The following is a 26451-nucleotide window of genomic DNA, read 5'->3' as shown; positions in this document are numbered from 1 at the left end:
ATCAACATAGTTTGAAGACGAGAGAAATTCCTCAAATTCGCTTTGCTTCGTGCGCGCTTTCGGTGAAACTCTTGTCATGGCCAAAAAGAAAACCGCGAAGAAAGTGTCCAAGCAAAAGAGTGAGGCTTACGAGGCTCCCGAATTTTTGGTAGATCTGCTGAATGCGCGTTCTCCCACTGGGGCGGAGTACGAAGCTCAGGCGGTTGTGGACAAACATGTGGAACCGGCAGTGGACGCTTATCGCCGAGACACCATGGGGAATCGTTTCGCTACGGTGAACCCGGATGGAGATCCCCGGGTGCTTTTTGCCGGTCATATCGACGAACTGGGCCTGATCATCACTTACATCAACGAGCAAGGCTTTCTCTATTTCGACACTCTGGGCGGGCACGACAAGACGATGATTTCCGGACGGCGTGTCTCGATCCTGACCAAAGACGGTGTGATCAAGGGAGTGACGGGCAAGCGTGCCATTCACCTGATGAGCCCTGAAGACCGCAAAAAGGTTCCTGAGACGCACGAAATATGGATCGACCTCGGGGTGAAGACTAAGGCCGAAGCGGAGGCATTGGTCCGCATCGGTGACACCGCGGTTTACGACCAGAGCTTTGAATTAATCCGAGGCAGTGTCGGGGTGGCTCGGGCCTTTGACGACAAGGCGGGTGCCTACGCTGTGCTGGAAGCCGTTCGCCGGCTCAAGTCGGAGAAGAAGCTGGCGGCCCGGGTGACGGCGGCAGCCACGACCCAGGAGGAAATCGGTACCCGGGGCGCGATGACCGCTGCCTTTTCCGAGAATCCCGATTTTGCCATCGCGGTGGATGTCGGTCACGCCACGGATTCTCCGGACTGCGATCCGCGCAAGTACGGCAGTTTCAAGCAGGGTGGCGGGCCGATTGTTTGCCGCGGGCCGAACATCAACCCGGTTATTTTCGAACATATCATCCGCTGTGCGGAGAAAAACAAGATTCCGTATCAGCTGGAAGCCGACCCGCGACCGACCGGTACGGATGCACGGGCCATTCAAGTCGCCCAGTCGGGGATTGCCACCGGCTTGTTGTCGATTCCACTGCGTTACATGCACACCCCCAGTGAAATGGTTGACCTGGAGGATGTGGAACACACGGTGCAGCTCCTGGTTGAGTTCGCGCTTTCCCTGAAGAAGGGGGAACGCGGGATCTGGTAACTGAACCGACTGAATGACCCGGGCGGATCGTGTGGAAATCGGAGGTGTGCGGATTAAGCCGGGCACCAGTGCCGATATTCGACTCGAGATTTCGGAAACCTATACGGGAGACAAGATTTGCATACCCCTTCGGGTGATCCGTGCAAAGCAGGATGGCCCGGCGGTTTTTGTGACTGCGGCGATCCACGGTGATGAGATCAACGGCACAGGGATCATCCATGATTTTCTTTTCGGAGATGCCTTCCAGTTGTCGACTGGCATGTTGATCCTCGCGCCGGTGGTTAACGTATTCGGTTTCGAGGCGCATGAGCGTTACTTGCCCGACCGACGCGACTTGAACCGCTCCTTTCCCGGTAGCCGGAAAGGCAGCCTGGCCAGCCGGTTTGCACACATCCTGATGACCGAGATCGTCGGTCATTGTGATTACGGAATCGATTTGCATACGGCGGCGGCCCAGCGCACGAACTTTCCGAACGTGCGTGCGGATTTGACTGATCCGGGGGCCCGCAAGTTGGCTGAAGCCTTTGGCTGCATGCTGGTTGTGGACGGCAAGGGGCCGGTCGGTTCATTTCGGAGGGAGGCGACCAAGCGGGGCTGCCCGACCATTATTCTGGAAGCGGGGGAACCCTGGAAGATCGAGCCCGGTGTGCTGCAAATCGGGGTACAGGGGATCCGCAATGTGCTGACGGCCCTGAACATGGTCGAGGGAAAACAGGTGGCGCCTCCTTTTCTGGCCAAAATCAGGAATACCAGTTGGATCCGCGCCACCGTGGGAGGCATCCTGAAGTTTCATGTCAGCCCCGGTGACTTCGTCGAGCCGGGACAGCCGATCGTGACCAATTACAGCATACTCGGGGTGGAACAAAACTCCCTGAGTAGCGCCGGAAGCGGGATCATCCTGGGAATGACAACGCTGCCGGCGGTAAAGCCGGGTGAGCCCATCTGTCATGTGGCGACCCTGACACCGAAGCAATTGAAGCGTTACCGGGACAAGCTGGCAGCAGCCAAGACCGATCCGCATGCCCAGGTGCATTCCGACCTCGCCACCAGCGTGGATGTGGTCGAGGCCGGATAATCGGCACGCTACTACTTTTTCTTCTTCTTGAGCGTTTTGGGATAGCGGCCGGGGAAGGTGAGTTCCGCCACGGCGGACTTGTCGAGCCCGCCAAGGCCGGCGCTTTCGAGCAGGTCGTATTGAGTCTTGGTGGCTGCCGCGAGGGGCAATTGCACCTTCGCTTTTTTCGCCAGTTTGAGGGCGATTCCTGAATCCTTGGCAGCATGGGCCGCGGAAAAGAAGCAGTCGTGGTCGCGCACAAGCATATCCGCCGCGTCGGTCTCCAGCACGCGGCTGTTGGCACCGGTTTGGGAAAAGACCTTGCAGAGCATGTCGAGGTCCAGCCCCAGTGCCTGCCCCAGGCCGAGGCCCTCGGCCAGGCCGGCCGTGTTGATATTCATCACCATGTTGACCAGCGCTTTGACTTTGGCGGCACTCCCGCTGGGGCCGATATGGATGAGGTCCTTGCTCAGATGTTTGAGGATGGGGCGTGCCTTGCGCATGGCGGCCGCACTGCCTCCGGTCATCAGGTAGAGCGTGCCATCCCGGGCTTGGGGGATGGAAGAAGCCATGCAGCCTTCGAGGCTCATGGCGCCGACCGCTTCCGCCAGCTCTTCAATCTGAACGTGTACCTTGGGGCTGACGGTGGCGCAGTTAATGAAGAGCTTACCTTTGGCCTTGGTGAGAAGGCTGTCACCTTTCGATCTGAAGATTCGCTTCATCGCCTTGTCATCCGACACGACCGTGATGATGACCGAGGCTTTGGCCGTGACTTCGGCCAGTGTCTGGCAGACGACGGCTCCGAGTTCGTCGGCCAGTTCCAGGGCCGCGCTTTTATTGGCGTCATAAACCGCGGTGACCGGATAGCCGCAGTCGACCAGGCGGCGGGCCATGTTGGCACCCATTCTTCCTACGCCGACAAAGGCGATTTTTGTTCGTTTCGTAGCCATATGGATCGTGTGTTTACTTGTATTCCGGGAAGAATGGATTGTGTGCCTGTTCCTCCGCCACAGTCGTCATCGGACCATGTCCCGGACAAAGCACCGTGTTTTCAGGAAGGGAAAGTATCTGCTTGCGATTGTTTTCGAGGGCGGTCGCATAGTTTTCCCTGGCGCCTCCTTGAGACAGGCAGAACAGCGAATCCCCGACGATCGCGACGGGACGTGGCAAACCTGTGATGACGTAGGTCAATGCGCCCGGTGAATGACCGTGGGTGAGGCGGGCTTCAATGCCGAGCCCGGCGAAATGTAGCCGGTCGGCATGGCTGACCGGCATGGCCTTGCCGAAAGGTTCCTCTTTCGGGGCATAGCCGATCGCCCCGGGGCAGGCCTGAAGCAGGGTGTCATAGGCCGCGATATGATCACGGTGTGTATGTGTGATGAAGAGTGCCTTGAGGGAGAGGCCCGAACTGTGGATGTCTGCGAGCATGGCATCGACATTGGCCCCGGTATCGAAGGCAATCGCCTTGTGGCTGGCTTTGTCCCAGATGAGGTAACTGTTGACCGTCATTTCCTCATAGCCGGGGACGGGGAAGGGGGTGTTGTATTGCCTGAGCCCGTCCACCTCCGTTGTCGCGGGATACCACTTCTTGTGTGCCATGTCCACGAGGGAACTGCCGTCGAGCTGAAGCGCGGCGGCAACGGCTTTCAGCGCATCGTCGTCGGCCTCGCCGTCGAGCAGGGCGGCCACTTTCCCGGTTTCCAGACCGGCCCGCTCGGCCAGTTCCTGCTTGCCGAAGCCCAGGCCGGTGGACGCCTTCATGATGACGTCTTCAAAGTTGTCCTCGATGCGAATTTTCATGGGCGTTGGGTTAAATTTCGTCGGCGATATCCTCCAGCGGGTAGGACCAGATTTCCGACAGGGTAGGATGGTACCAGTGAACTTTTAATAAGTCAAAAACGGTGGCATTTAATGTGACCGCGACCGCCATGGCGTGGATCAGTTCACCGGCATCCTTGCTGACGCATTCCGCCCCGAGCACGGTGCCCGTGGTGCGCTCCGCAAAGACTTTCACGTAGCCGTATTTCGCTTCCATCAGGATGGACTTGCCGTGGTCGTCGAAGGGGTAGTCCGCGCTGAGATAGTCGATCCCCCGGCGTTTCAGTTCCTCTTCGGTCAGGCCGGCCGTTGCGACTTGAGGGTCCGTGAAGACCACACTGACCAAGTCGTCATAATCGACGGCTTCATGCTCGCTGTCGATGGCGTGTTTGGCTGCGAGTTCGCCCTGCAGGATGGCTATATGGACGATTTCATAGGGGCCGGCCACGTCGCCGCAGGCATAGATCTTCGGATTGCTCGTCTGTTGCTTGCTGTTGCAGCCGATGTGCCCGGAACTCAGCGTTTCGACGCCGGCAGCTTCCAAATTGAGGCAGTCGGTTGCGGGCCTGCGTCCCAATGCATTGAGCAAGTGTGGGGCGCAGACGGTGTGGGTCTCGTCGTCCTTCTCGAAGGTCACTCGAAACTCACCCGTTTCGTGCTGGACGGATACCAGACGTGTGCCGGTGTGGAGTTCGATTCCTTCGTCCCTGAAGCTTTGGGCGACGACCGAAGCCGCTTCGGCGGAGAATTCACGAAGCAAGTGCGGGCTGCGTTGCACTTGCACGACCTCGCTGCCCACGCGCCGCAGGAATTGGGCGAGTTCGCAGGCCACGATGCCGCCGCCGAGGACGATGATGCGCTCGGGCACCGTGTCCAGGTCGAGGACGTTGTCGCTGGTCCAATAGGGGCAGGTCGAAAGGCCTTGTACCGGGGGGACGGATACGACCGATCCGGTGGCAATCACGAAGTAGTCGGCGCTCAGTCTGCGTCCATCGTCCAGCTCGATCGTGGATTCGTCGACAAAGGCCGCCTGGTTGCGGAAGAGCGTGAAGCGGTCGCTTTTCAGCTGTTCCTCGCGGTAGTCTGAAAACTCCTTGATGATCTCAAGCTTGCGCCGGTGCAGCGCCGGCATGTCGACGGACGCTTCCGGTATGTCGAGCCCGAAGGTTTTACCATCCTTTGCGTGGTGCAGGATCTCCGAAGCGTAGATCAGTGTCTTCGAGGGCATGCATCCTTTGAGAATGCAGAGCCCCCCGAGTTCCTTGGAGCCGTCGACGATCGCGACGCGCTCCATCTTTTCCCGGGCGGTGCGGGCTGCCGCATAGCCGCCGCTGCCGCCGCCGATTACGATGAAGTCGAAATGTTCGGTTTCCATATTATGCTACTTACTTGAAGGTTTCCTTTCCCTGCTCCGTATAGAAGGGGACCCGACGCAGTTTGGCCGGGGTGACGAGGGTGGGGCGTGCATCGACTTCGTCGACTTTGCTGCGGCTGAGGTCCGCCCAGCGCAGGGCACTGAAAAAGATGATGAAAAAACTCATAAAGACTGCCGGCGACATGAACGGCGTGTCGATGCAGCCTATGCCCAGCACGGCGGCACAAGCCAGCAAGAGATGGTTGGTCAGCTGGATATCCTTGCGGCCCTTCAAGTAGCGGCACAGCAGATAGAGGAAGGTGATCAGCGGGAAGAGGTAGCCGATCAGGCCGAATTCCGCGAGGAACTGCAAGCCGTCGGATGCGGCACGTTCATAGCGAGCCCCGAGGAGCCGGTCATCGAGATAAAAGGGAGCCAGTTGGGCAAAACCATCCATTCCCCAGCCGAAGAGGGGATTGTCCCGGAACATGTCCACGGCGGCCCGGCGAAGGGAGGCATACAGTTCATTGTCTGCGGAGGGTTGGAAGACCCTGAAGATGGCGATGGCAAACACGGCTGCGGAGGAGAAGCCGCTGAGGAATGAGATGCTGGCATGGTGTGGATCCCGCTTGATTTGGAGGTAGGTCACCATGGTGAGGAGCAGCAGGATACTGAGCAGAAGCAGGAGCAGGACGGCCGGCAATTTCGCCTGGACGAAACATCCGCTCAGTCCGAGGAGTAGGGCGCCGGTCAAATACCAGGGCGCGGTTGATTGAAGAAAGGGAGGGGCGTCTTCATAACGGGCCTTGAGAAGAGCCAGGGCGATACAGGCGGTGCTCCACAGCATGGCGAAGGCGGCCCATTGGCCGTCGTATGGGAAAAAGGCGAAGAAGTCGTCGCGACCGGTGCCTTTGGTGAAGAGCGGGGCTTCGAGGTCGAGAGCCAGTTGTAAATAGCCGTAGAGGCAGGTCAGTACGGCCAAGAGGCACAGCCAGGGCAGGACCCGCTCAAAGAATGAACGGGACTTGGGGACCAAAAACAGGCAAATGGTAAGAAAGTAGACGGAGCAAAAGCCGACCAGAGTCACTGCATTTTGTCCGGGAGCCGTACTGGTAGGCAACCAGAGTTTGGGCGCTTCCATCACGTAATAGCTTTCCTTGCCCGTTTGTATGGTGTGAAGCGGGTCTTGCAGGATGCCGGTTACATACTGAAGGAGGATCCACACGGCCGGGGTGGCGAGTAGGGCAAAGCGCGGCCAGAGAAAGTCGAGGAAGAAGGGGTGGGTGGCCTCGTGTGTTTTGAGTATGACCAGGGTCATGGCACCCGCGATGATGAAATATCCGAGAATCCAGTAAGAGCGGGGATCGGCTGCGACGAAGCCGATCAAGGCGGTGACCAGAATGCAGATAAAGGTGAGCGTTTCGGCCGGAGTGAAGCTATCCCGGAGGAGTTTGTCGCGCGGGAGGATATGGGGCGTTTCGTTGTCTGCCATGGGGTGGGTCTATCGGGTCGGGTGCGGCCAGCAAATAGATGCAGCAATGGACTCGGCGGTGGCGTCATCGGCCAAGCGGCGCACCAGTTCGAGCCCGAACTCAGTCGCCGTACCGGCTCCTCTGGAGGTCAGGATCTGGCCGCTCACGACCACCGGTGTGGTTTCGACCGGGCCTAACTCGGGCTCGGCGCTTGGATGGCAGGCTAGAGAAAGTCCGTCCCTCAGGCCAGCGTCGAGGAGCAGCAGCGGGGCGGCGCAGATACAGGCCAGCCATTTTCCCTCTTGGTGATGGCGGCGAAAGAGGTCACAGATGACGTCATGTTTTCGTATTTTCTGGATCCCGGGACCGCCCGGCAGGAACACGGCGTCGAAGCTCTGGCTTGCCACGTCACTGAGTCCGCAGTTGCTGGCGAGTTCGAGACCGCTTCGTCCCTGGACCATCTTGCTGTCGTCGACCGAGGCCAATACGACCTCTATTCCGGCCCGGGACAGCAAGTCGATCGGGGTAACGGCCTCGATTTCCTCGAAGCCCGGATGTAACAGGCAGACAACGCGATTCTTCATAATGCTCCAGTAGCACTGCTTTGGATGAATGGCAAAACTGTTTCCCAATAACGTGCTCCGATTAGGTCGAGGAGCCCGCTGTGCCCTCCGTTTTCGATCCAAAGTCGTTCCTTGCGGCCTTGCAGGGCCCGCCAGTTCTGCTCCGCGTGGCTGAATGGGACCACTTTATCACGCTGCCCGTGAATGGACAAGACGGGGCATTGGACCGAGGCGAGGCGCTTGAGGTTGTCGAATTTGTCCCAAGGCAATAGTTTGATCCGGGTCATGACCCGGAAGGTCGAACTGAAGGCGCCGTCCAGGACGAGGCCGCCGACGGGGTATCGGGCAGCCAGCCAGCAGGACGGCCCGCTGCCGAGGGAGTGGCCGTAGAGCACCATTTGACCTGGTGCATAGCCGAGTTGCCCGCTTGCGTGCTGGTAAGCCGCATCTGCGGCGGCATAGGTGCCGGCTTCGCTGGCCTTACCGCTGCTCAGGCCGTAACCGGGGTAGTCATAGGCGAGTACCCCGATTCCGCGGCGGTTGAACTCTTCCATTAAAGGACGTATCTGGCCCAAGTCTTCACCATTGCCATGGCTGTAGATCAGGAGCGGGGCGCCGGTCGGGCCGGGCAGGTGTAGGAACGCGATCGAGTTGCCGTCGCGACTCTGGATCCGGGAAATACCGGACCCTTCACTATAGCTGGGAGCGACCGGAGGGAAGATTAGCCGGTCCGCCCAAAAATACGCATAGGCCATGAGCGCGAGATAGGCGATGGTAAGGGTGAATAGGATCACTTTGAAATAACGAAGAAACATGGTTGGCGGAAAAGCTTCGTCGTGCGGCAGGCAAAACTTGTTGGCAAGGCCGCAGCCGGGAGATAGGCTGTTCCTTTTGCTACATCATGAAAGCTGATAATGCCCAGCCGTCCATTCACTTCTCCACTTTAGGTGGTAAAATCGAGACTCCGGTGATCGTCGACCTGATGGCGCGCGCCTTGTCCAACCCCGCGTTGCTGTCGCTGGCGGCTGGGTTTACCGACAATGAGGTGCTGCCAAAGGAACTGGTGGGGGATTGTGTCGCGGCCTTGACCGCAGCGGCGCAGTCGAATGAGGCCTTGCAATACGGATCGAACCAGGGGCGCCTCCGTTTGCGTGAGCTCACCTGTGAGTTTCTCGCCACCTATCCGGGCGAGCGCAGCTCAGCTTTCCAGCCGGATGATGTCTTCATCACCAATGGCTCCCAACAGGCACTTTATATGGCGGCCCAGACCCTCTGTGACCCGGGCGATATTGTTCTGGTACAGGAGCCCAGCTACTTCGTCTGTCTGGAAATGTTGCGGGGCTTGGGCCTGAGGCCGGTCGGTATGCCCTGTGACCCGGCGGGGGCGATCATCGCCGATGAGCTGGAGGGCCTTCTGGCCGAACTTGAGCGAAAGGGAGAGCGGGACCGCGTCAAGGCGGTCTATCTGGTCAGCTATTTCGGGAATCCGAGCAGTCGTTCGATGCCGGCCGCGGAGAAGCAGGCAATGGCGGACTGTCTTCGATCCCACGGTTTCATCGTACCGGTGATTGAGGATGCCGCCTACCGGGAATTGTACTATGATGCGCCATATCCGGCGCCGACGATCTTTACGATGCCGGCTTTTGATTGTTTTCCCAAGCTGTACCTGGGGACCTATACCAAGCCTTTTGCGACGGGACTTAAAATCGGGTACGGGATTTGTTCGCATGCCGCTTGGCGCGACAAAATGTTGTGCATGAAAGGGCATCAGGATTTCGGCTCCTCGCATTTCAACCAGGCGATTATTGAGCGTGTGCTCGACCAGGGTCTATATGCGGCCCATCTCTCGAACATACAGGGGCATTACGCGGGGAAGGCGACCGTACTGAATGATGCCTTGGAGGCCTCCGGACTGAGGGCGGGTGGATGGCACTGGGAAAAGCCTGGAGGCGGTCTCATTTTCTGGCTGCGTGGGCCGGCCGGAGCGGATTTACGCATGGACAGGGGATTCTGTACCCGGTGTATCGACTCCGGGGTGCTTTATGTGCCCGGGGACTTGTGTTTTACTGGGGGAAACCCCCTGAATTATGCACGTGTATCCACTGGAGCACTACCTCCTGACAAGATCCGGATCGCGGTGGAACGTTTTGCTCAAGTGGCTTTAAGTGACTAAATCAACGCATTTGGAGCGTCTTCCTGTAAACATTCTTTCAAAACCCGGAAAAAGCTTACAATTCGCCCGACAAGGCCGGGAAAGTGTTACAATCATGGTCAATCTACGATGGCGAATCAGGTACACAAGGAGCTCGAACAAGCGATCGACCGCTACTTCCAGTTGTATGCTGCGAAGCGGGTGTTGGTGGCATCCTTGCTAGTCGGTGTGGTTGCCATCGGTGCTGCGCTCGGAACGTACCAACTGAGCGGCGAGGTCATTTATACGGCACTCGTTTTCGGGATTTGTAGTCTTGTCCTCGTGAACATTACGATGATTGCAATCGTTCCGCCCACGGAAAAGTTGAAGGAGTCGAAGGGGTTGCTAATGGGGGCGGTACGGGAGCCGGGCCGCATAAAATCGGTGCGGAAGAAGCGTGTGAGCCTGTCGGATGCGTCCGGAGCGGTGCGGCCTTTAAGTTCGGTCGAGCAGGATGTCTGGGACGGAATCATCGTACCTGCCTTTATGAAGTCGGGGATAAACGGAGCTTCCGGAACCGCTTCAGCATCTTCCCGGCGGCTGACTGCTTCCGAGCGACGTTACATTGAGGAACAGAAGAAGCTGATGGCGGAGAAGGAAGCGGCTTTGGAGGAAGCACACCGGCGCATGGTCGCCGAGCGGGCCGAGCTGGAGCGCCGGACAAACGAGTTGCAGGAAGCCGAGGAGATGGTGATCGGGCGCTTGACATCGGTGGAGACGCTGGAAGCCGAATTGGAGCAGATGCGTGACGATGTCGAAAGCCGTGCCCGTGAAGTGGACGGCAGCCATGCCGCAAAGGACGGCGAAGCGCTGAGTTTGAGGGAGCAGGAACTGCAGGCGAAGGAAGCCGAGCTTGAGTTTCTGAAGAAGCAACTGATCGAGGACCAGGAGATGGTTCGACAGCAAAAGACGGATTTGAACCAACTGAAGGGCGATATTATCCGCGAGAGTGAAGGCCTGGCGTTGTCTCCGGGAGTGGCTGCGGATTCCAGAGAGCAGGCACTGGAATCAAAGCTGCGCGAACTCGAAGCGATGAGCCGGGATCTGGAAGCGCGTACACGCTACGTGGAGGATGTAGAGAATTCCCTCGTGGACCGCCTGAACAGCCTGAGTGAGCGCGAAGCCTGCGTCGAGCAAACGGAGGTCAATGTCGGGCTCCGTCGTGACTGATTTCCTCTCTAAAAAGGTTTGGCCCACTAAGACACCACCCCGTCTCGCTTCGCGATCCACCCCTCCTCTATCAAGGAGGGGAGCTTATATAAAAGCTCCTCCCCATAGCAGTGGGATGAGCTACCCGCGATCGCCCTGTTTCTGCTTGTCGCGCACCGGGTCCACGTAAATGGACACATTGGCTTCGGTGGTCCCGAGGTGCTCCTTGGCGCGTTTCAGCGCCTTGGCGGTCGACATGGTGGGGTTGCCCGGTTCGTCGGTGAAGATGTTCCGGTCTTCGATATAGTCGTAGAGGTTGGCATTCTTGAGTACCCGGATGAGGTCGGCTTTCACTTCACTCATGATCAGGTAGCGTCCTTTTTCATTCATATAGCGCACCAGTTCCTCCAGAGCCATGACTCCGGTGGCGTCCATGTGGTGGGCGTTACGCATTTTCAGCACCACGATCTTGAGGTTGGGGTCCTCGCAGATACGGCGCATCTGGTCACGGAACAGGTCGGCTGCGCCAAAGAAGAGTTCGCCCTCCACGTGCACGATGGAGACTTCGGGTATGTCGCGTTCCACATCTCCACCGGTTTGGGTGAGCTGGCCTTCATCATTGAAGGCATACTCCACCATTTCCGGGCGAGCGACTTTCTTGAGGAAGAGCATGATCGAGAGCCCGACCCCGAGGTAAATCGCGGTATCGAGCGAGAGGCAAAGCCCGCAGGTAAAGGTGGTCAGGAAGACTGCGGCGTCCGACTTGGTCGCGTGGGTGACAATACGGATGGCGTGGCGGTTGATCAGCGACAGGCCGATGGCGATGACGAGGACGGCGAGGGTGCATTGCGGGATAAACCGGGTATAGGGACCCAAGGCAAAGGCGCCAATAAATACGATGACACCGCTGATATAGCTGGCCAGTACGGAGTGTCCACCGCTGGTCGCACTGAGGGATGAGCGGGTGAGTGAGCCGGAAGCCGGCATACCGGAAAAGAAAGCACAGGCGATATTGGCCATCCCCATAGAGAACATGGCCTGGTTGGCATCGAGCCGTGAGCCGGTCTTAGCGGCCAGCGACTTGCCGATGGAGATGCCCTCCAGTACGCAGAGCAGCGCGATGGCCAAGGCGGGGCTGGCCAGTTCCTCCATGGCTTTGAAGGAGAATTCCGGGGCTTGCAGGGACCAGTTGGAGGCTGAAATGCCGTTTAGGAATTGGATTCCGGAATCATGACCGAACGCGAATTCCGCCGTGGCCGACAGGGTCACCAGGCAGATGGCCACGTTTGGCAACTTCTTCATTTTCCAGTCGAGGGTGAAGAAGAGGGCCGCGGTCCCGAGGCTGATCAGGACGGTGGGCGGGTGGATCGTGTCCAGGGCCTCCATGATGTAGGCCAGTGACTCGACGAAGGTGGCTCCCTTGCCCTTGGTGGCCAAGCCAAGGGCCTTCGGCAGTTGGTTGGTGATAATGAGCAAGGCCGCAGCCGTGATGTATCCGGTGATGACCGAGCGTGATATGTACTGCACGAGATTCGCCACCTTGAAATAGGCGCCGATCACGATGAAAAGCCCGACCATGAAGATCAGGAGCGGAACCATGGACAGCATATGTGCCCCCGCGATTCCCAGGCTGGCAAAGGCACTGAGCAGCATGACCGAGGTCGCATTGGTCGGCCCCAGGGTGATGAAGCGGGAGTTGGCGAAGATGGGGGCCACCATTGCGGCCATGGCGGACCCATAAATGCCGTATTGAATGGGTAGGCCGGCAATCAGGGCGTAGGCCATGCCTTGCGGGAATGCGAGCAGCGCGACATTGATGCCGGCCCGGCAGTCCCCGGCGAAATGTTCCGGTTTGTATCCGGACAAGGATTTCCGCAAGGGAAAGAAATTCAGGGAATTGTACTCCCTTGCGGCCTGTAGGCTACGTTTGAAATGCTGCTGAAGCTTCGGCACCGGTAATGTGAATCAATGCTGATTCAGCTTGGGCTTTGGCCGGACTATTGCAACCACTTCTAGCTCTCGGGATAGAGTACCTTCATCACCTCATCGTGAAGCTCTGCCTTGGCTGCGATGATGCAACGCTCGTCGAACGCATCGCCGCCCTTCCAGCCGGTGGCCTTGATGCCCGCGCCTTCCAGACAGGGAAGAATCGCCGCGCAGTCCCAGATTTCCATCAGCGGATCACACATGATGTCGGTGAAGCCTGAAACCAGCAGAATGTAACCCCCGGCATCCCCCCATGAACGGTAGAGTGCGGTCTTGGGCGGAAGATCGTCCCAACGGGCATTGTTTTGCCAGAGTGTTTGTCGGATCGGGTCGGTGGTGCAAAGGGTCGCTTCGCTGAGTTTGCGGGCGGGCCGGCCACTTACCGGCTTGCCGTTCAGCGTGGTGGTTTCGCAGTCGCCGATCACCAGTTGCTGGAGCACGGGCTGGTTGATGGCGCCGATGACGGGGCGCCCCTTGTAAAGAAGGGCGATGAGGGTCGCGAAGAGCGGTACGCCTGAAATAAAGGATTTGGTGCCGTCGACCGGATCCAGGACCCAGACGAAATCGGCATCCTCCCGCTCGCGGCCGTATTCTTCGCCGATGATGCCGTGCTCCGGGTAGCGCTCCGCCAGGATCTCGCGGATGCGTTTCTCCGCATTGCGGTCGGCCAAGGTGACGGGGGTGGCATCGGACTTGCGCTCGATCTCCACTTCCGGGCCGTAGTGAGGCATGATTTCCTTGGCGGCTTCTTCGCAAAGGTAGGCGATAAATTCCTTGAATTCGGCTTTTTGTACGCTGCTGAGTTCTGACATGACGGTTCCTGCTGGAAATTTGGAAAAGAGGGAAATTGGTGACTGATCCGAAGCGAGGCAACCGTAGATTACGGGAAGCTTGACGTTGAAGCTTACGATTTGGGTGTTCAAGGTTCCGGAATATGTCATTTCCTCCCATCCACGTCATTGATTTCGAAGGCTGCCGTCAGAGCGGCATCGTCGAGTATGGGGTGGTGACGCTGGCCCAGGGCGCGATCCAGTCGGCCGAGACACGTTTGTGTCGGGCGATCGGGGCGATCCGTGAGCGCGATCGGCAACAACACGGGATTTCCGAGGCCGATGTTGCCGGCGAGGCGCCTTTTTCGGTCGAATGGGCGCGCTTTGCCGGATATCGCGAGGCAGGGCCCTTGTGCGCCCACCATGCTGTGGTAGAGGACGGCTTTTTGCGCTCGGTTTGGCCCTACCCGCGTGTCTCTCCCGATTTTTCCGAAGCCGGTCCGCCGCTCGCCAGTTGGGGGCCATGGCTGGATACCCTGCAGATCTACCGGCGGATCTATCCGGACCTCGAGTCCTTCAAGCTGGAACATTTGATCGAATGTTTTGACTTGGCTGAAGCGCTCCAGCAGCAGGCCGGCCTGTACTGCCCGCCGAAGCGTGGCAAATATCACTGTGCGCTCTACGATGCGCTGGCCTCCGCACTCCTGCTTCTCCGTTTGTTCGAGGCACCCGGACTCGAGGGCTTGAGTTTGCGCTGGTTGTTCCTGCAAAGTGCGGCGACTGACCGGGCCCGGGATGAAATGGGCCAACAAGAACTCTTCTAGCTATGTCCGACTTACCCAAGATCGTTTATTTCGGTTCCGACGCCATCTGCCTTCCGGGCCTTGAGTACTTGCGCTTGCACTGTCGCGAGCGCTGCGAACTGCATGCGGTTGTTTCGCAGCCGGACCGGCCACAGGGGCGGGGCAGGAAATTACAAGCGAATCCGGTGGCCGCTTGGGCGAAAGCGAATGACATCGAGCTGTTGCAGCCGGATAAGCCGGGGCGCGAACTGGCCGAGTGGATGGCCGCGGAGCAGGTCCGGCTGGCACTTGTCATGGCGTATGGACATTTCCTGCCCAAGGCGGTACGGGAGGCACCCATGCACGGTATGCTGAATTTTCATGGTTCGCTCCTTCCGCAGTACCGTGGGGCCTCCCCGGTGGAAACCGCCTTGGCCGAAGGCGAAGCGGAAACCGGTGTTTGCCTGATGGCGGTTGCCAAGGAAATGGATGCCGGTGCGGTGGCCGATTGCGAGCGTGTGGCGATTACTGCGGAAGATACCGGGCCGAGCCTGCGCGCCAAGATCGGTGACGCGGTGGTCCCCCTGATCCAAAGGCAACTGGATGCGATGCTTTGCGGCCAGTTGGATTGGACGGAGCAGGACGCCGGTGCGGCAACTTTCTGCCGTAAAATCGGCAAGGAGGACGGGGGGCTGGATTTCAGTCTACCGGCCCGCCGCTTGCACTGCCGGATGCGCGCCTTTACCCCCTGGCCCGGTGCCTATTTCGACCATGAAGACCACCGCATCAAGGTGGGGCGGGCCGAATGGGACAATGCGGCGACCAGCGCTGTGCCCGGGACGGTGCTTAAGGCGGGCGATTCACTCACGGTGGCCACCGGTGAGGGGCGTCTGCGATTGCTGGAACTTCAGCGTGCCGGAGGGCGCATGTTGCCGACGTCGGACTTTCTCCGGGGCTACCCGATCGCCGAGGGGCAAATTTTAAAAGGCGGTAAAGTCACACCACTGCTGCGCAAACAGCCTTGATCGGCTGGCTTATCGAATTCATAAAAAAAAACATGAATTTAGAGACCGCTATTGCCCGGGTTAAGAAGTCCTTCGACAAAATGAATGCCGCATATGGGCGGAAGGTCTTTGATGAGATTGCAATCGTGGGGCTGGCAGGTCACAGCCTGAAGCTTCACTACTACGATGGCCCGCGTCAAAGCGACTTCCTGACTGATTTTGCCGACGATTCGGTTTCCTTGCGCAAGGAGTTGACGGCCGACCAAGCCGGTTTGGGCGGCGAATTCAGCTTCACCCGAGAAGGGGAGGGCGCGGGCATCGACGCCTACATCTGTTTGGGCCCGGATGTCTATCTCTTCTGTAACAATACCGAGAAATCGATGGAAGAAGTGACGGCCGATCCGCTCTGGCTCAATGCGCAGGGACAGTTTCTCACGGCTAGCCAGTTCTTTACGGTGGACCCGCTTGAGCTGAAGGACTAGCCGCCAAGGCCGCTTGTCCTTTTATCCTCTTGCAAGCATCTGTCGTGAGTTGCCTTTCCTGCTGTCCCGAGTACACTCCTCAATGAAGGGGGGTGAGACAAATGCATCTAAAGGCAACTCAGGGGAAGGAAGTCGTCGTCAAGATTGCCAATCGTATCGGGGTCCTTGCAAACTTGGCCCAATATCTGGCGGACCGTGGTATCAACCTACTGGCGGTCAACGCCCAAGTTACGGGGAATGAGGCGACGATCCGTTTGGTCACGGACGACAATCTGCGGGCTGATGATATCCTTCGGGAACACGGTTACAATCCGCACGAGGAAGACGTTGTGCTGCTCAGTATCCCGCACAAGGCGGGCATGTTGCACCGGGTCAGTGAGATCCTGGCTGAAGCCATGATCGATATCCGGGAAATCTATGCCAGTGCCTGGGAAATGGAGGGCAATTGCATGCTGGTCCTGCATACAAATAACGACGCCCAAGCCTTGGTCCGGTTCAACGAAATGCGTATCGGTGTCTGATCTCAGGCATCGATCGTATTGCGTGTGAGAGGAATGATCCCGTCTGTATCAACAGACGGGCCGGAGGAGTGTAGACTTATGCCGGCGCCAGCCGGCTCAAAGCAGGTTATAAACGGGCAGATAGGCGAGGACGAGCGCGAGTGAACGTCGTATGAGGGGGGCGTCCGGCTCGAAGGCATGGGTTTCTGCCTGCGGTTCGAAATCCTGGACCCAATAGAGCCGGCCTTTGGGCGTCCGCTCCAGCCGGTAGGCATTTTCGGGACACAGGGCGGTTTCGAGTGTCCCCTGCAGTTGGCGCCCGACTGCCTCGCCATGGATGATGACCGCGGTCTCGGTGTTCCAGTAACGTGACCTTGGGTCCATGTTGTAGGAACTGATAACGCTGGTCCGTCCGTCGATCACATAGGCTTTCGTGTGCAAGCCGGAATTGGAATCCGCCAATTGGGTGTTTGTTTTGCGGTAATAATCCAGCAGCTCGTCCTTGGCCTTGAGCTCATAGAGTTCGACACCGGCATCGAGCAGTCGTGGCCGCTCATGTTTGTAGTGGGCATGCACGGCGATATGATTGTTCGACATGAGCGAATTGGTCATAATGCGGACTCGGACTCCCTGTTCGGTGAGTGTATGAAAGGCCCGAATCGTTTGATCGGATGGCAGCAAATAGGGAGTATGAATCAGGATTTCGCTCTCTGCCTCCTCCTTCAGGGCGAGCAGCCGTTTATGGATCACGGAGCTTTCGGTTTCATGGTAACGGTTGGGGGGATCGGTGAGGATTTCAACGGGTGCCCAAGTTAACTTATTGGCTAAGTCGGATAGCAGTTGAGTGGTCGTTGCATACTCTGGCGTGAGCGAGGCGGGCGTATTTTTCAGGATGTGTTGCAGGTTCGCCTCCAAACGTGAGCGAAAACGCCGGTGGGCGGCCGGTTTGTTCCTGATGTGATACATCGCTTCGATCGGAATGGCGTTGGACGCATTCCAATACTGTTCGAAACTGCTGGAGATTTCATCGGTTACCGGTCCGGTGAGAAAGGCATCCAAATCGTGGAAGTTAAGTGCCGGATCCACGCCAAAATAATCATCGCCCAAGTTGCGCCCGCCCAGAATGGCCGTACAGCCATCGACAGCGATCAACTTGTTATGCATGCGGTGGTTGAGGCGTTTCCCGGCAAGCAGGAAATAAGGCTTTCGCAAGACGCCGCGTGCGTTGATCGGATTGTAGAGCCTGAATTCGATGTTGGGGTGGGCTGCGATGCGGGCATGCTCGGCGTCCCGGTCGACATGCGGCAAGTCATCCAGCAGGATACGGACGCGAACGCCGCGATCCGCCGCTTCGAGGATACGCTGCAGGATCAGGCGGCCGGTGGTGTCCTGCTTCCATAGGTAGTATTGCAGGTCAATCGTCGCTTCGGCGTGCGTGATTAATGCGTTGCGAATCTGGAATGCTTCCCTTGGGGCGCTAATCAGGTAAACGCCGGAATTGCCGGTTTGCACGTTTTCGGGCTTTATGAAGCGCTTGCCCAGTTCCGTGTCACCTCCGGTCATGATTCCGGATGGCGGGGGATGGCGGTAGCTGACCGGTGCCGTTCGGCATCCGGCGAGGACTACCAGTAAGGTGCAGAAGACGAAAGATGCGACCGACTTTCTTCTCATCTGAAGTGTCTAGAAGTTGCCTGGAGAGCGTTCCGGTTCATCTGGTGCGAGTTTCATTTTCTGGTGTTCTGTCCTGAGCCTTTCTTTGTGGTGTCGGCCACGATTGCATCGAGTCTAGGCTTTCGGCTTCCGCGGTGTCGATCAAGATTATGGTATGGGAACTTACTTCGGAAAGATAAGGGAGCTTCCGTCAAGAGTTGCGTGGGCCGGGACAAACTATGCAGCGTAAACCATGCCTTCCCGTAGCAAAGCTTGGTCTCTCCAGCTTTCGGATTGCTCGTTGGCGGGGCCGTGATGTCGAAGCGTCGGGAAGTAAAGGAGCCTTCCTCTTGCAGTGACTTACCATGGAAACAAAACATCCCAGCCCCGGTCATTCGGAGCTGGGATGGAAGGAAAAGGATCGAGTCGGTCTATTTGCCTTCGATGGCCTTCTTGTATTGCTCCTTGGAAATCTCTTGGATCTCCGAATTTTGCAGGGTCACTTTCCGATCACTTGAGCGATCCTCGAAAACAACGGAGCCACTCCGTTTTGCATCATACGAAGTGGTATGATAGACATTTCCGGTCGAAGGATCTTCGATCGCGTAGTAGGTGGTACATCCGCTGAGAATGCCGGTCGCTGCGATGGCAAGCGTCAGGACCAGCCGGCTTGGTTTCAAGTGCTTTGTTTTCATCTTATTGCTTGGCCTTTTTGATGAACTCTTCGATGACGTTGGACATATCGAAGGACTTGCCGCCCTGGACGGGCGGATATTCCTGAAGTGATTGCAAGTGCTGGGCCATGAGCTCGCCCATCGGTTGGATGAGCCAAGACACCTTCTGCATCAGGTGCCCGTAGGAGTCGCTGTTGTCATAGCTCTCGAAGGGATCCATCCGGATATTGAAGACGATCGGAGCGGTGCGGGGCACCAGGTTGGCATAGTAGTCCTCCTTGGTCGAGAAATGGAATTTCCAGGGGCCCATACGCACGGCGGTCAGTTTGGACTCGTAGTAGTAAAAGATGTGGTCGCGGGCGGATTGCGGGGAATCACCCAGCCAGTAGGGCAGGTTGTTGACGCCATCGATTACCTGTTGCTTTTCCTGCATGACCTGATCCGCGACATTCTCAATCCCCGCGGCGGCCGCCAGACTGGTAAACATGTCCTGGTGGCTTTGGATTCCGTTCAGGACTTGTCCGGCGGCGATTACGCCGGGCCAGCGCAGCATGGACAACACGCGTACGCCGCCTTCATAGGTGGTCATTTTTTCGCCGCGAAATGGCGTGGTGGCACCGTGGGGCCAGGACGAGTGTTCCGGGCCGTTGTCGGTGGAGTACCAGATGATGGTATTCTCGTCGAGGCCCTGATCCCTTAGGAATTGCAGGACATTGCCGATGTCGTGGTCGTGCTGCAGCATGCCGGAGCCATGATAATCCGCTTCCGAAGTGTAAGACTCAGCCGCATAGCGCCATTTATCGTCCAGACGGGTATAGAGGTGCATACGACTGGTGTTCAGCCAGACAAAGAAGGGTTTTCCTTCCGCCTTCGCCCGTTGCATGAAGTCTTCCGCATATGGGATGACTTCGCTGCCATCGAAGTTCTTCATGCGCTCCTGAGTCAGGGGGCCGGTATCCTCGATGGTTTGCTTGCCGACTTTTCCAAACCGGGGGTCGACGGTTTCATCCATCACGTCCGTTGCGAAGGAGTGGATCACGCCCCGGGTTCCGAATTTGGCCTCATAGCTCTCCAGGTCTCCGGAATATGCCTTGGCGAAGTTTTGGTAATCGCGTTGCTCGGACTCCTCCTGGGTATTCAGATGGTAAAGATTTCCGAAGAACTCGTCAAACCCGTGGGCCGTCGGGAGGTGTTCGTTGCGGTCACCCAAGTGGTTCTTGCCAAAGTGACCGGTCGCGTAGCCTGCCTTCTTTAAGACTTCCGCGAGCGAGGGTGAGGCCGCCTGAAGCCCCAGCTTGTCGCCGGGTTGGCCGACCGTGGTCATACCGGAGCGTATCGGGTACTGGCCGGTGATAAAGGCGGCGCGTCCGGCCGTGCAGGACGGTTGCGCATAATGGTCGGTAAAGCGAATGCCTTCCATGCCGATCCGGTCGAGGTTTGGCGTGGTGTAGCCCATGCTGCCCATGCCATAGGCGCTGACGTTTTGCCAGCCGATATCATCGCCCCAAATGACGAGGATATTCGGTGGTTTTTCTTGCGCCATGGAATGGCTGGCAAGCAGCCCGCCGAGGGCTACCGTAATTAGCAGTCGGAACACTTTCATCTTGGATATATTGGGTCTGAGTTTATTGGGTGATGCGCTTCGATGCGGCCAATGTCATCTGCCAATTTCCGAATCGAGGGGCGTTTGGTTAATAAGGTCATTCCAGCAGCCACAGAAGGGCGCTGCTTTCGTTTTCAGGGATGAAATACTGTATTTCGGTCGACCGGTAGCCGGCCCCCATGAAGAGCAGGGAGTCTTCTTTCCACTGCTCCTTGCCGACAATGGCCATCTTGGGGATCCGGTTACCAAACGCTGCAAGGTGGGTGGTGTCTCCCCAGTCGTCGCCTTTGACCCAACCCTTGAAATCGACCAGATGAATGAGCATCCGGATCGCCGTTTCGGTCTCCATGATTTTGGCTACTTGTTGGTTAATGGCGTCGAGTTCGGTCTTTGTGATCCAACCGCTCACATGGACGAGTATGTAATCGTCTTGGGAGTCCTTGAGAATCGCTGTCATGATATGCTTTGATTAATGTGTTTATCGTTTTTTGGGGGATGCCGCTGGCTGAGGCTTACTTTGGGAAGAGCAGAGTGACCATGGCGCGTAGCCCCCAGTCCGGTCCGTTATCCGGTGCATCAAGATAAACACGGGCGCCCAGGCTGAACTGAACCAGTTGGTTGCCGACTTGTGTGACCTTCGAGTAGACGCAGTTCAGCGGCACGGTCCATTGCTCGCTTTCCCAGTCGTAGGTGGATTCAATATTGGCGGTCAAGGTCTGGCCCCCGCCGAGTCCGCCCCATGACGCGAAGGGCTGTATAAATGTGGCATTTACATCGGAACGCTTGTCTTTACCGGCAAAGCTCCAGAGATGGTTGACCAGTGTTCCGTAGGTCCAGGGACCTTTCTGGTATAACAGGACTGCCGTGGGGCCGGCGCCCCATTTCTCCGCACCCAGACTGTCATTGCCGGCGGTTGGAAGGAGGAGCACGGGGCCGACTCCCCAGATGGCTCCGTTCGGGCCGGGTTTCTTGGGAGACAGGAAGAAGCTTTGCACGGTATCACTGAAACCGGTCTGCGAGTGGCCACCGTCTTCAACGATATCCTCCTGGTAAACATAAGGCAGAATCGTGCGTGAGATGAGGTTCCAGTCTTCGTTCACGCTGATCGGGATGACGGGTTGGGTATTCAGCGTGTATTTGAATCCATCACCGTCCGGCCCTGCACCAAAGTCAAAATTGGACTGGAAGGGCACGCTGATGAGGCTGGCGACCGGATTCGACAATTTTTTCGCCAATTCGTCTGCCTTGCTGCTGTCGCTGGTTTGCGAATGCAGTGTTGGGATGAGGCACAAAAATGCCGCTGCGAACAGACAGCGGCCTATCGGTTTGGGATACATCTTCATTGTAGTTGTGACTGTGATCGGATACGCTCGACGGAGCGTCGTCGTTTACCTATCACTTAAGTAGAAGTAGGTATGTTTGATCGAGCGTTACTCCAAGTCAAACGGTTCCAAACGATTTATGCCGATTCTCCTAACTATTGTCGAAATGGCCGGAGACCGGGATCCTCGGCCTTGGCTTTGATCACCGTGTATCCGGGCTCAGCTCAGGGATTGATTTGCAGGTACAGGCAGTAGCCGTATCCGGCGAGGAAGCTGGCGGCGATGGGTTTGGGCAAGCGTTGGAAAAGGATGAGGCAAAGCAGGTGGAGCAAGGAGGCAGCCGTCAGGATGAGCAGGCCGGCTTGCAAGTTCTCAGCGATGGGCATGGGGCGGAATATGGCGAACAGGCCGATGCAGAGTGGGATGCAGATATGGCCGTCCCCGACTTGAGAACTGTAGACCACGTCGGCCTGCCGCTTTTGGGCATAGTAGAACGCGAGTACTGCGTTGGGCAAAACCATGAGCCATCCGGTGAGGAGTCCGAGCTGGTTCCCGCTCAACCAGCCCTGTTCCTGGGCAAGGATGGCGGCGACGATTCCATCGACCGCAACCAGTGTGCAGGCGCTTCCGGCAAGAATGAGGAGGATGTCGAGGAGGATGAGGGGGTGCCAGCCAGCCTTGTTGCTTTGGGTGTTCTCCTTGAGCACTTCATAGACATGGAAGCACTGCCAGAAGAGGAACAGCCCGACGAGTGCGCATCCGTCGTAACGGTCTATTGTGCCATCCTGACCGAGTACCCAGACCATCATGCTAAAAAAGGCCATGGCGATGAGGGTCAGTGCCAGTGAGAGTCGGTGCAGTGCCGATTCCCGCTGAGCTTTACGGGCCTTTGATTTGGATTTCAGGTTCAGGCCCCAGATCAGAGCGGGCAGGGCGAGGAGCAAGCCGAGGTTTGTGATGTTGTTGGTCCAGCAATTGACTGCGATTTCCTGGGCCGGGCCATTGTCGCGCAGGACGACCGCGACGAAAATCAAGTTTCCCAGCCCGCTGAAGTAGGGCATGAAGAGCGTGCCGAGGACGGTGCCTTCGACGCCCCGATGCGACATGCGTTCCAGACGCCAGATGATCAGGAAGGAGCTAAGCAGGAAGAGCCCGACGAGCAGGGCGGGGGTCCAGACCCCTCCGAAATCGTGTATGGCTGTCAATAATGGCTCCAATCTGCGCAGGCTGTGGCGCTGCTGCGGATTGGGCAATTATTTTTCGATCGGCTACGTGGCATACCGGAGTACCCCTGAGGTCTTTGGGTTATTCAGGCTCTCGTGGGGTGCCTTCGAGCGGCTAGGCGTGGCAGCAGGACTTGCCTTCGCTCGCCTGGGCCTGCCCCTTCCTGCTTTTTTTGCGCCGGCTCGTCCATCGCGCGAGCAGGAGCAGCGCGACGAGCCCGATCCCGGACAGGTGTTGCCAGAGTGCGGGATGCAGCGCCTCATGCTGGTGGGCTTGGGCCGATGCCAGCTCCTGATTGAGAGCGGCATTGAAAAGGAAGCCTGCGGTCCAGGAGACCACGACTAGACTGGCGACATAAATAACCGTACCTTTCTGCCCCAGCATTTTCCAGACGGCGACGATGGTGGCGGTATTCGTGGCCGGACCGACGATGAGGAAAACCAGTGCCGCCCCGGGGGAGAGGCCTGCGGCCATGAGGGCGTAAGCCATCGGGATGGAAGCGGTCGCGCAGACATAGAGCGGCAGGCTGATGGCGGTCGCGATGAGGAATGCGAGCACACCGCCGCTGAGCGCACCTTGAAAGAGGTCATCCGGAAGGAGGGTGCCGATCAGGCCGGCGAGCACGAGGCCGATGATCAGGGCATTGGCCAGATCGGCCGGCAAGGTGATGAGCCCGTAACGCATGGCCTGAGCAAAGCTGCGCTTTTCACCGTCGTTGCTCTCGTGGCTGCAGCAACAGGACGCCTCGGCAGCCGTTTCCTCCTGGCAGCAGCTCGATTTCTTTTCCGGTTCCCCTTCGGATTCGCAACAGCAGGATTTCTTCGCGGCCGGTGCCGTGGGGGCTAAGCTGAAGCCGGACAGGTTGCCACCTTGGGCCGGTGCGAGGGAAAGATTACCCGGTTTGAGGGCAGGTTCGGGTGTTTTCGTGCCAGGTTCGGGCGTTTGCTTGGGGGCGTCCTTCGCTCCCTTGGTGCACAAATCGACCAGAAAGCCGCTAACCATCCCGCAGACAAAGGCCACGGCCACCCGTACTGCTGTGAATAGGCCCCCCATGAGTGCGTAGGTTGCCAGTATGCTGTCCACGCCGGTTTGCGGGGTGGAGCTGAGAAAAGATGCGGTGGCTCCCCGACTCGCCCCGTGTTGCCTCAGGGAGGCGGCGACCGGAATGACGGAACAGGAGCAAAGGGGCATGGGGACCCCGAGGAGGCTGGCTTTGATCACCCCCGCGATTCCGGGCTTGCCCAGCATGCGCTGGATCACTTCGCGTCGAATGAGCAGGTGCAAGAGCCCCGCGATCGCAAAACCGAAGAGTAGATAGGGCGCCATCTCGGCTACCAGATCCCAAGTGTTGTGTGCAAAACGAAGCAGAAAATCGCTCATGGGTTTGCGACATTGTCCATTTTTATGCGTACTGACAAACGCGGATTCGATTTAGAGGGTCGATAAGTCCGAAAATCGGCTTGGCCTTTCAGTGAGGAGAATTGATTGTTCCGGCATGCCCAGCTCTACCGTCGAAGATTACATCAAGCAGATCTATCTCGTGGCCGAGAAGTCGCCCAGCGGGGTGGTGCCGATGGGGCGGGTTGCGGAAGCGCTGAGCGTCGTGCCGGGGACTGCGACGACTATGGTCAAGACGCTGGCCGACGCGGGGTTGGTGCTTTACGAGCCCCGGGTCGGGGTCCGTCTGACCGAGCAGGGCCGTTCGCTCGCACTCCATGTTTTGCGCCGGCATCGCTTGCTGGAACAGTTTCTGGTCGAAGTCCTGGATTTTGACTGGTCGGAGGTGCATGATGAAGCGGAACGCATGGAGCATGTCGTGTCGGACCTGCTGCTCGAGCGGATCGACAAGTATCTGGGACATCCCACCGAGGATCCCCATGGCGACCCGATCCCCTCGGCTGCGGGTGTGTTGCATGACGGTGGATTCCAGAGTCTGGCAGAATGCCCCATCGGCGAGCCTCTGGCGGTTGCCCGTATCAGCGACCAGGATACGGAGTTTTTACAGTACATTGCCCAGGCAGGCTTGAATCCCGGCGTCTCCCTTAAAGTGACGGCACGCAGCGAAGCGGCCGAATCCGTCTGCCTGGCAGTGGGAGAGGGGGCCGATTCGTTGACATTGGGGCTTGGCGCTGCCGGCAAGGTGTTGGTCCGGTCCTTTGCCTAGAGCCGGGTGCCTGTCGGCATGTGCTATCGTTTCCTGCGGACGATAAAGCTGGCGTTGCTGATAAAATTGAGTCCCTGGTTGACGGTCAACTGGCGGATTGTCCGCATGGCTCCTTGAATCGTATTCAACTCGGGCTTGGTTTGCGGCTCTTTGATGCCCCGTATGATGAGGGTCGAGAGCAGGCACCCGGTGAGGCAGATCGCCATCAGGCAACGATACGTTAAGGGGATATTCCAATCCAGTTGGCCGGCCTTGTTCAAAATCCAGCCTATCAGGATCGGTGCGATCGTGGCGGCGATCGAGGTAACGGTCAGGTTCAGGCTGATGCCCGCAGTGCGGCTGTGTTTCGGAATCAGCTTGAGCAGGAGGTTGAAGCTCCCGAGCAGGTAACCGATCGCCATCAGGCCACCTGAAATCCACATGGGATACATCCAGAAGAGCGCATCCGGTGTGATGAAAAGCCAGCCCATGTCACCGATGCGCCACGCGATGAAGGAGATCAGCATGATGGGCACGGCTCCGTGCCGGTCGATCATCTCGCCCCAGAGGCGTACACCGAGTGCGCCGGAGATGGTGCCCGCAATGCTGAAGCTTGTAAATTGGGCGGGGCTGGCGCCCAACTGGTCCAGTGCATAGATTGGTACCAGAGCCCCCATGCCGGCCATGAAAAAGCCGGAGGCCATACCATAGCAGACGAAACGCATGAGCGGTTTGTGCTCCTTGAGGGCGCTTAGTTCCTTGGCCCAGTTGGCGCTGGCCACTTGACCGCCGGTGGGGTCCGGCGACTGGATCAAGTGTTGTATGTACATGGCAGCCATGCGGGCAAAGACCGCGACGGCGACGAGGATAATGTAGGCGATCCGCGACGCATCGAGCAGCTCAAGCATGAGGATACTCAGGCACATGAAAGACAGCGTGGCGATGCTGGCGAAACGGTTGCGGCGCCCCATGTAACGGCCCCGGATCTCGACCGGGACAAAGTCGCCGACCCAGGCGGTCCAGCCCATGACCAGCAGTGAGAGCGTGGTCGAGCCGAGAGCGAAGAGGCAGGTGAAGAACCAGCCGGCCAGGTCCGGATTATCCCTCGGGATAAACGCGATACCGACGAGACCGCTCAGCCAGATACCGAGATTCATCCAGCCGTGGCAAAGTGTGAAATCGCGGACCGCCATGTAGCGCGCGATAAAGGGGACCATGACGATTTGAAGGGCGTTGGCCAGTGCCGGCATGGCGCAGAGAAGGCCAAACCAGAACGGTCCGATTTGGAAATAGGCGTTGAGCAGCCCGGCCATGAGAAAGCTGCCGGGGAGGGAGAGCAGCGACCAGGGCGTTGAGAAGATCGCGTCGATCGAGCTATAGCGCAGGTTGCGACGGGTACGACTGGATTGAACCCACATGGAATGCTAGGATGCCGAAAAAAAGAAACACCGTATTTGATCCGCCTGCAAACGGGGGCAAGTCCGATTGCGGTAATCTTGGACCTAGCGGAACGGTAAAACCTTTATT

General features: G+C 58.1%; 25 protein-coding genes. 9 read left to right on the top strand and 16 right to left on the bottom strand.

Annotation, left to right across the window (positions count from 1 at the left end; translation table 11 throughout):
• The first annotated feature begins 76 nt into the window (after positions 1–76).
• Entirely contained in the window at positions 77–1183 is a 1107-nt protein-coding gene (locus O2597_RS01960) for a M42 family metallopeptidase (protein WP_269522495.1), read from the top strand.
• A gap of 13 nt (positions 1184–1196) precedes the next feature.
• Positions 1197–2258 (top strand): succinylglutamate desuccinylase/aspartoacylase family protein, encoded by a 1062-nt coding sequence (locus tag O2597_RS01955; protein WP_269522494.1) that lies wholly within the window; start codon positions 1197–1199, stop codon positions 2256–2258.
• Between the two features lie 11 nt (positions 2259–2269).
• Here O2597_RS01955 and O2597_RS01950 read toward each other — a convergent pair whose 3' ends face one another.
• The 6 genes from O2597_RS01950 to O2597_RS01925 are packed head-to-tail and all read right to left on the bottom strand — an operon-like array spanning position 2270 to position 8259.
• Complete coding sequence (locus O2597_RS01950; RefSeq protein WP_269522493.1) at positions 2270–3187, bottom strand: NAD(P)-dependent oxidoreductase; 918 nt, start codon at positions 3185–3187, stop codon at positions 2270–2272.
• Between the two features lie 13 nt (positions 3188–3200).
• The gene (locus tag O2597_RS01945; RefSeq protein WP_269522492.1) at positions 3201–4037 is read right to left on the bottom strand and encodes an MBL fold metallo-hydrolase; all 837 of its coding nucleotides are present in this window, start codon (positions 4035–4037) and stop codon (positions 3201–3203) included.
• 10 nt (positions 4038–4047) lie between these two features.
• Positions 4048–5430: a dihydrolipoyl dehydrogenase family protein gene (locus O2597_RS01940; RefSeq protein ID WP_269522491.1), complete on the bottom strand. Its 1383-nt coding sequence runs from the start codon at positions 5428–5430 to the stop codon at positions 4048–4050.
• A 10-nt stretch (positions 5431–5440) separates the two neighbouring features.
• Positions 5441–6901, bottom strand: a complete 1461-nt coding sequence (locus O2597_RS01935; RefSeq protein WP_269522490.1) for an O-antigen ligase family protein — start codon at positions 6899–6901, stop codon at positions 5441–5443.
• Positions 6902–6910: 9 nt separating this feature from the next.
• On the bottom strand, positions 6911–7465 hold the full coding sequence (locus tag O2597_RS01930) for a DJ-1 family glyoxalase III (protein ID WP_269522489.1): 555 nt from the start codon (positions 7463–7465) through the stop codon (positions 6911–6913).
• Positions 7462–8259, bottom strand: a complete 798-nt coding sequence (locus O2597_RS01925; RefSeq protein ID WP_269522488.1) for an alpha/beta hydrolase — start codon at positions 8257–8259, stop codon at positions 7462–7464. Before O2597_RS01925 ends, O2597_RS01930 begins: the two co-directional genes overlap by 4 nt.
• 86 nt (positions 8260–8345) lie before the next feature.
• On the opposite strand from O2597_RS01925, the gene O2597_RS01920 reads away from it, so the two are divergent.
• Complete coding sequence (locus O2597_RS01920) at positions 8346–9617, top strand: aminotransferase-like domain-containing protein (protein WP_269522487.1); 1272 nt, start codon at positions 8346–8348, stop codon at positions 9615–9617.
• Between the two features lie 108 nt (positions 9618–9725).
• Positions 9726–10805 carry a coiled-coil domain-containing protein gene (locus O2597_RS01915; RefSeq protein ID WP_269522486.1) on the top strand — a complete coding sequence of 360 codons (1080 nt, stop codon included), beginning with the start codon at positions 9726–9728 and terminating at the stop codon, positions 10803–10805.
• Positions 10806–10925: 120 nt separating this feature from the next.
• Here O2597_RS01915 and O2597_RS01910 read toward each other — a convergent pair whose 3' ends face one another.
• Both O2597_RS01910 and O2597_RS01905 read right to left on the bottom strand, forming a co-directional pair.
• Complete coding sequence (locus tag O2597_RS01910; protein WP_269522485.1) at positions 10926–12737, bottom strand: SulP family inorganic anion transporter; 1812 nt, start codon at positions 12735–12737, stop codon at positions 10926–10928.
• Between the two features lie 59 nt (positions 12738–12796).
• Positions 12797–13582: an inositol monophosphatase family protein gene (locus O2597_RS01905; protein WP_269522484.1), complete on the bottom strand. Its 786-nt coding sequence runs from the start codon at positions 13580–13582 to the stop codon at positions 12797–12799.
• A gap of 122 nt (positions 13583–13704) precedes the next feature.
• Here O2597_RS01905 and O2597_RS01900 point away from each other — a divergent pair, with 122 nt between their 5' ends.
• From O2597_RS01900 to O2597_RS01885, 4 genes are all read left to right on the top strand, one after another.
• Complete coding sequence (locus tag O2597_RS01900) at positions 13705–14364, top strand: 3'-5' exonuclease (protein ID WP_269522483.1); 660 nt, start codon at positions 13705–13707, stop codon at positions 14362–14364.
• Between the two features lie 2 nt (positions 14365–14366).
• Positions 14367–15347 (top strand): methionyl-tRNA formyltransferase, encoded by a 981-nt coding sequence (locus tag O2597_RS01895; protein WP_269522482.1) that lies wholly within the window; start codon positions 14367–14369, stop codon positions 15345–15347.
• 32 nt (positions 15348–15379) lie between these two features.
• Positions 15380–15808, top strand: a complete 429-nt coding sequence (locus O2597_RS01890; RefSeq protein WP_269522481.1) for a hypothetical protein — start codon at positions 15380–15382, stop codon at positions 15806–15808.
• Between the two features lie 101 nt (positions 15809–15909).
• Positions 15910–16329, top strand: a complete 420-nt coding sequence (locus tag O2597_RS01885; RefSeq protein WP_269522480.1) for an ACT domain-containing protein — start codon at positions 15910–15912, stop codon at positions 16327–16329.
• A gap of 96 nt (positions 16330–16425) precedes the next feature.
• Here O2597_RS01885 and O2597_RS01880 read toward each other — a convergent pair whose 3' ends face one another.
• The 7 genes from O2597_RS01880 to O2597_RS01850 form a co-directional block, all read right to left on the bottom strand.
• Complete coding sequence (locus O2597_RS01880) at positions 16426–17979, bottom strand: phospholipase D-like domain-containing protein (RefSeq protein WP_269522479.1); 1554 nt, start codon at positions 17977–17979, stop codon at positions 16426–16428.
• Between the two features lie 410 nt (positions 17980–18389).
• Positions 18390–18653: a YgdI/YgdR family lipoprotein gene (locus tag O2597_RS01875; RefSeq protein ID WP_269522478.1), complete on the bottom strand. Its 264-nt coding sequence runs from the start codon at positions 18651–18653 to the stop codon at positions 18390–18392.
• A 1-nt stretch (position 18654) separates the two neighbouring features.
• On the bottom strand, positions 18655–20235 hold the full coding sequence (locus O2597_RS01870) for an arylsulfatase (RefSeq protein ID WP_269522477.1): 1581 nt from the start codon (positions 20233–20235) through the stop codon (positions 18655–18657).
• Positions 20236–20332: 97 nt separating this feature from the next.
• Positions 20333–20692, bottom strand: a complete 360-nt coding sequence (locus tag O2597_RS01865; RefSeq protein WP_269522476.1) for a SpoIIAA family protein — start codon at positions 20690–20692, stop codon at positions 20333–20335.
• A gap of 55 nt (positions 20693–20747) precedes the next feature.
• Positions 20748–21572 carry a hypothetical protein gene (locus tag O2597_RS01860; protein WP_345782993.1) on the bottom strand — a complete coding sequence of 275 codons (825 nt, stop codon included), beginning with the start codon at positions 21570–21572 and terminating at the stop codon, positions 20748–20750.
• A 209-nt stretch (positions 21573–21781) separates the two neighbouring features.
• Complete coding sequence (locus O2597_RS01855; RefSeq protein WP_269522474.1) at positions 21782–22762, bottom strand: sodium:calcium symporter; 981 nt, start codon at positions 22760–22762, stop codon at positions 21782–21784.
• A 133-nt stretch (positions 22763–22895) separates the two neighbouring features.
• Entirely contained in the window at positions 22896–24161 is a 1266-nt protein-coding gene (locus tag O2597_RS01850) for an SO_0444 family Cu/Zn efflux transporter (RefSeq protein ID WP_269522473.1), read from the bottom strand.
• 115 nt (positions 24162–24276) lie between these two features.
• Between O2597_RS01850 and O2597_RS01845 the strand changes: the two genes are divergently transcribed.
• Positions 24277–24945, top strand: coding sequence for a metal-dependent transcriptional regulator (locus tag O2597_RS01845; RefSeq protein ID WP_269522472.1), 669 nt, complete (start codon positions 24277–24279; stop codon positions 24943–24945).
• Positions 24946–24968: 23 nt separating this feature from the next.
• Here the strand turns inward: O2597_RS01845 and O2597_RS01840 are convergent, their stop codons facing one another.
• Positions 24969–26342, bottom strand: a complete 1374-nt coding sequence (locus tag O2597_RS01840) for an MFS transporter (protein ID WP_269522471.1) — start codon at positions 26340–26342, stop codon at positions 24969–24971.
• Between the last annotated feature and the right edge of the window lie 109 nt (positions 26343–26451).

The sequence above is a fragment of the Coraliomargarita parva genome, assembly GCF_027257905.1.
Taxonomy (GTDB): domain Bacteria; phylum Verrucomicrobiota; class Verrucomicrobiia; order Opitutales; family Coraliomargaritaceae; genus Coraliomargarita_A; species Coraliomargarita_A parva.
This window is presented reverse-complemented; position numbering and strand designations above follow the sequence as displayed.